Annotated in this window: 5 protein-coding genes; all 5 read left to right on the top strand. The window is 74.3% G+C overall.

What is annotated here, in order from left to right; translation table 11 throughout:
* On the top strand, positions 1-610 hold a 610-nt coding region (locus E4099_RS28610; RefSeq protein ID WP_342451954.1), incomplete at its 5' end, for an acyl-CoA carboxylase biotin carboxyl carrier protein subunit.
* 11 nt (positions 611-621) lie between these two features.
* A complete protein-coding gene (locus E4099_RS28605; protein WP_135342022.1) occupies positions 622-1782 on the top strand; it encodes an acyl-CoA dehydrogenase family protein in 1161 nt (386 codons plus the stop codon).
* Between the two features lie 72 nt (positions 1783-1854).
* A complete protein-coding gene (locus tag E4099_RS28600) occupies positions 1855-3432 on the top strand; it encodes a 4-coumarate--CoA ligase family protein (protein ID WP_135342024.1) in 1578 nt (525 codons plus the stop codon).
* 5 nt (positions 3433-3437) lie between these two features.
* The gene (locus tag E4099_RS28595; RefSeq protein ID WP_135342023.1) at positions 3438-4235 is read left to right on the top strand and encodes an enoyl-CoA hydratase family protein; all 798 of its coding nucleotides are present in this window, start codon (positions 3438-3440) and stop codon (positions 4233-4235) included.
* 8 nt (positions 4236-4243) lie between these two features.
* Positions 4244-4876: a TetR/AcrR family transcriptional regulator gene (locus E4099_RS28590; protein WP_386389699.1), complete on the top strand. Its 633-nt coding sequence runs from the start codon at positions 4244-4246 to the stop codon at positions 4874-4876.
* Positions 4877-5307 lie beyond the last annotated feature (431 nt).

Here is a 5307-nt window from a genome sequence, read left to right as displayed (position 1 = left end):
CGACGGGCGGGTGGGGGAGTTCGCGGCGGTGGCCGCGGCGCTGGCGGAGGCGGCCGGCAACGCGCGTGCGGGGTCGGTGGTGGCGCGGCTGGGCGGGTGGCGCAACCTGCCCTCCGAGCCGCAGCGCAGGTCGTACCGGGTGGAGCCGGGCGGGCAGGTCCATGAGGTCCGCTACCGGCTGCGGCGGGGCGGATACGAGGTGGTGGACGGGCCCGTGGCGGTGGCGGTGGAGCCGGGGCTGGTGGTGCTGGAGATCGACGGGGTGGCGCGGCGGTTCTCGGTCGCGCGGTACGGGGACCGGGTGGAGGTGGACGGCGGGCTGGGCGCCTGCTCGTTGAGCGTGCTGCCGCGCTTCCCGGAGCCGGAGGCGGAGGCGGTGCCGGGGTCCCTGCTGGCACCGATGCCGGGGACGGTGGTGCGGGTCGCCGAGGGGCTGGCGGTGGGCGGCCGGGTGGTCGCGGGACAGCCGCTGCTCTGGCTCGAGGCCATGAAGATGCAACACCAGATCAACGCTCCGGCCGACGGGACACTGACCGCGCTGCCCGCCGGATGCGGCAGCCAGGTGGAGGTCGGCGCTCTGTTGGCGGTTGTCGAACCGGACGAGATGTGAGGAGTCACGAGATGACCAGCACTGTCGAGACACCGGAACAGGCGGCGCTGCGGGCGGCCGTGGCGGCCCTCGGCAAGCGGTACGGGCGGGCCTACTTCACTCGGATCGCGGCGGCCGGCGAGCAGCCGGCGGAGCTGTGGGCCGAGGCGGGCAAGCTCGGGTACCTGGGGGTGAACCTGCCCGAGGAGTACGGGGGCGGCGGCGCCGGGATAACCGAGCTGTCCATCGTGCTGGAGGAGTTGGGCGCGGCCGGGTGCCCACTGCTGCTGATGGTGGTCTCGCCGGCCATCTGCGGCACGGTGATCGCCCGGTTCGGCGCCGAGGAGCAGAAGCGCCGCTGGCTGCCGGGGCTGGCCGACGGCAGTCTGCGGATGGCCTTCGGCATCACCGAGCCGGACGCCGGCTCCAACTCGCACCGGATCACCACCACCGCCCGGCGGGACGGCGCGGACTGGGTGCTCAGCGGGCGGAAGGTGTTCATCTCCGGGGTGGACGTCTCGGACGCGGTGCTGGTGGTGGGGCGCACCGCGGACGCCCGTACCGGGAAGCTCAAGCCCTGCCTGTTCATCGTGGAGCGGGAGACGCCGGGCTTCGCGTACCACCACATCCCGATGGAGGTGCAGGCGCCGGAGAAGCAGTTCGAGCTGGTGCTGGACGAGGTGCGGCTGCCGGCCGAGTCGCTGGTGGGGGAGGAGGACGCGGGGCTGCTCCAGCTGTTCGCCGGGCTCAACCCGGAGCGGATCATGACGGCCGCGTTCGCCATCGGGATGGGCCGGTACGCGCTGGGCCAGGCCGTGGAGTACGCCCGGACCCGTCAGGTGTGGAAGGAGCCGATCGGCGCCCACCAGGCGGTGGCGCATCCGCTGGCGCAGTCCCACATCGAACTGGAACTGGCCCGGCTGATGATGCGCAAGGCCGCGTACCTGTACGACGCGGGGGACGACATGGGCGCGGGCGAGGCCGCCAACATGGCCAAGTACGCGGCGGGCGAGGCGGTGGTCAAGGCGGTGGACCAGGCCGTGCACACCCTGGGCGGCAACGGGCTCACCACCGAGTTCGGGCTGGCCTCGTTGATCACCGGGGCGCGGGTGGCGCGGATCGCCCCGGTCAGCCGGGAGATGGTCCTCAACTTCGTCTCGCATCAGACCCTGGGTCTCCCCAAGTCCTACTGAAGGCAGCAGGCTTGGTGCGGTCGGGGCCACACCGGGTCCCGTGTCGTGGATTCGGCCGGAGGAGTCGCCATGGTGTTCCGCAGTGAGTACCCCGATGTGCAGCCCGTCGACCTGCCCATTCACCAGGCGGTCCTGGGACGCGCCGCCGAGTACGGGGACCGGCCCGCGCTGATCGACGGGGTGCACGGCACCGTGGTCACGTACCGCGAGCTGGAGCACGCCACCCGGCGGATCGCTGCCGGACTCGCCGAGGCCGGGGTGCGCAAGGGGGACGTGCTGGCCCTGCACAGCCCCAACTCGGTGGCGTACCCGTCCGTGTTCTACGCCGCGACCTGGGCCGGTGCCTCGGTCACCACGGTCCATCCGCTGGCCACCCCGGGCGAGTTCGCCAAGCAGCTGCGGGACTCGGGGGCGACGTGGATCGTCACCGTCGGGGCGCTGCTGCCGGCGGCCCGGGAGGCGGCCGAGGCGGTCGGCGGGGTGCGGGAGATCCTCGTCTGCGACCAGGCGCCCGGCCACCGCTCGGTGCGCGACCTGCTCGCCGGCACCGCGCCCGAGCCGGTGGTGGACATCGACCCGGGCACCGACGTGGCCGCGCTGCCCTACTCCTCGGGCACCACCGGCATGCCCAAGGGCGTGATGCTCACCCACCGCAGCATCGCCACCAACCTGGTGCAGCAGAACACCCTGGTGTACACCGAGACCCAGGACGTGGTGCTGGCGGTGCTTCCCTTCTTCCACATCTACGGGTTGACCGTGTTGATGAACGGTCCGCTGCGGTCCGGTGCCGGCGTGGTCGTACTGCCCCGCTACGAGCTGGGGCAGCTGCTGGCGACGATCGAGAAGTACCGGGTGACCACCCTGTACGTGGCGCCGCCGATCGCCCTGGCACTGGCCAAGGACCCCTCGGTGGACGACTACGACCTGTCCTCGCTGCGGGTGGTGCTGAGCGCGGCGGCCCCGCTCGACGCCGAGCTGGCCGATGCCTGCGCCCGGCGGCTGGGCATCCCGTCGCTGCTCCAGGGGTTCGGGATGACCGAACTCTCGCCCGCCACGCACGCGGTGCCGCGGGACGCCAAGGACGCGCCGCTGGGCAGCGTCGGCAAGCTGATGCCCAGCACCGAGATGCGGGTGGTCTCCTTGGACGAACCGCGGCGCGACCTGGGACCGGGCGAGGAGGGCGAGCTCTGGGTGCGCGGCCCGCAGGTGATGAAGGGCTATCTGGGCCGCCCGGCCGACACCAAAGCGATGATCGACGCGGACGGGTGGCTGCGCACCGGGGACGTCGGCCGGATCGACGCGGACGGCTGGGTGTTCGTGGTGGACCGGGTCAAGGAGTTGATCAAGTACAAGGGGTACCAGGTGCCGCCGGCCGAGTTGGAGGCCGTGCTCCTCGCCCATGAGGACATCGCCGACGCGGCGGTCATCGGGGTGGTGGACGAGGTGGGGGAGGAGGTTCCCAAGGCGTTCGTGGTGCCCCGGGCGGGGGCCGAACTCACCGAGCAGCAGGTCATGGCGTACGTTGCCGGGCAGGTGGCCCCGTACAAGAAGGTGCGCCGGGTGGAGTTCATCGGCTCCGTGCCGCGTTCCGCCGCCGGGAAGATCCTCAGGCGCGAACTGCGCGCCGCCGAAGGGAGTCGGACACCGTGAACGACATGACGGGCGCGGGCGCCCCGGCGCCCGAGCAGCCGCTGATCCGCGGCGAGCACATCGGCGGGATCGCCACCCTCACCCTGGACTCGCCGCACAACCGCAACGCGCTCTCCGGCCGCCTGGTCGCCGAACTGCACGCCGGGCTGGTCGCCGCGCAGGCCGCGCCGGACATAAGAGCGGTGCTCCTCACCCACACCGGCACCACCTTCTGCGCCGGGGCGGACCTCCGCGAGGCGGGCCGGTTCGGCCCCCGCGACCTGGTGGCGCTGCTGCGCGCCATCGTGGAGCTGCCCCTGCCGGTGGTGGCCCGGGTCACCGGGCAGGTACGGGCCGGGGGGCTCGGGCTGCTGGGCGCCTGCGACATATCGGTGGCCGGGCCGGGAGCCGGGTTCGCCTTCACCGAGGCCCGGCTGGGGCTCGCCCCGGCGGTGATCTCGCTGCCGCTGCTGCCGCGGCTGGACCCGCGTGCGGCGGCCCGCTACTACCTGACCGGTGAGCGGTTCGACGCGGCCGAGGCGGCCCGTATCGGGCTGGTGACGCTGGCGGCGGAGGCCGTGGAGGCGGCCGATGGGGCGGAGGCCGTGGACCGGGCGTTGGCGCCGATCCTGGACGGGCTGCGGCGCGGCTCACCGCAGGGGCTGGCCGAGTCCAAGCGGCTGGTCACCGCGGAACTGCTGCGCGCCTTCGACCGCGACACCGAGGCGCTGGCCGAGCAGTCCGCGCGGCTGTTCGCCTCGGCGGAGGCGCGCGAGGGGATGACCGCCTTCCTGGAGCGGCGGGACCCGGCGTGGCTGCGGTGAGCCCTACCGTGCCACCGGTGCGGGGCGGCGGCCGGACCGCCACCTCCCCCAAGCAGGACCGCAGCCGGGCCACCCGGCAGCGGCTGCTGTCCGCCGCCGTGGACTGCCTGGCCGAACACGGCTGGGCGGGCTCCACGGTGGCGGTGGTCGCCGAGCGGGCCGGGGTCTCCCGCGGCGCGGCCCAGCACCACTTCCCCACCCGGGAGGACCTGTTCACCGCCGCCGTGGAACACGTCGCGGAGAAGCGGTCGGACGCGCTGCGGGCGCTGGCCCGGGACCTGCCGCCGGCCGGCACCATCGCCCGTACCCGGACCATCGTCGCGGAGCTGGTGGACCTCTACACCGGCCCGCTGTTCCGGGCCGCACTCCAGCTGTGGGTGGCCGCCTCCAACGAGCCCCAGCTGGGCGACCGGGTCACCGACCTGGAGGCCCGCGTCGGCCGGGAGACCCACCGGATGGCGGTCCGGCTGCTCGGCGCCGACGAGGCCAGGCCCGGGGTGCGCGAGACCGTACAGGGCCTGCTCGACCTGGGCCGCGGCCTGGGCCTGGCCAACCTGCTCACCGACGACACGGCCCGCCGGCACCGCATCGTGGAGCAGTGGGCGAGCATTCTGGACGGGGTTCTCAACCGCGAGGAGTAGCGGGCGGGTTCGGTGAGTCGTACGCCTCGCCGAGCCATGCCGCCTCGCGGGGCGAGAGTGCCCCGCCGGGCCGTGCCGCCTCGCGGGGCGAGAGTGCCCCGCCGGGCCGTGCCGCCTCGCCGAGCGAGAGTGCCACCCGAGCCCGGGCCGGACCGGTGTGCCGAAGTCCTCGGGCCCGCCTTCGGCACCCCGGTGCCCACCCGCGACCAGGCGCCCGGTGCGAGCGGGGGTGCCGCCCCCGGTGGGTCCGCCGCGGGTGCCCTCCACCAGTGAGGTGCGGTGGAGGGCACCCGGGGGCGTACGGCTGCCGGGTCGCTAGCCGTGCAGGCCAGGCGCTCCCCGTCAGGACGGGGCTCCGCTCAGTGCGTGGCCGGGGCGCCGTGGCCCTCGATCTCCTGGGGGCCGCGGGGGCCGGGGCCGATGTAGCGGGC

This window comes from Streptomyces palmae (assembly GCF_004684805.1).
In the GTDB taxonomy this organism is placed as follows: Bacteria; Actinomycetota; Actinomycetes; order Streptomycetales; family Streptomycetaceae; genus Streptomyces; species Streptomyces palmae.
The sequence above is the reverse complement of the archived record's forward strand: the minus strand, read 5'-3'. Positions and strand labels throughout refer to the sequence as shown.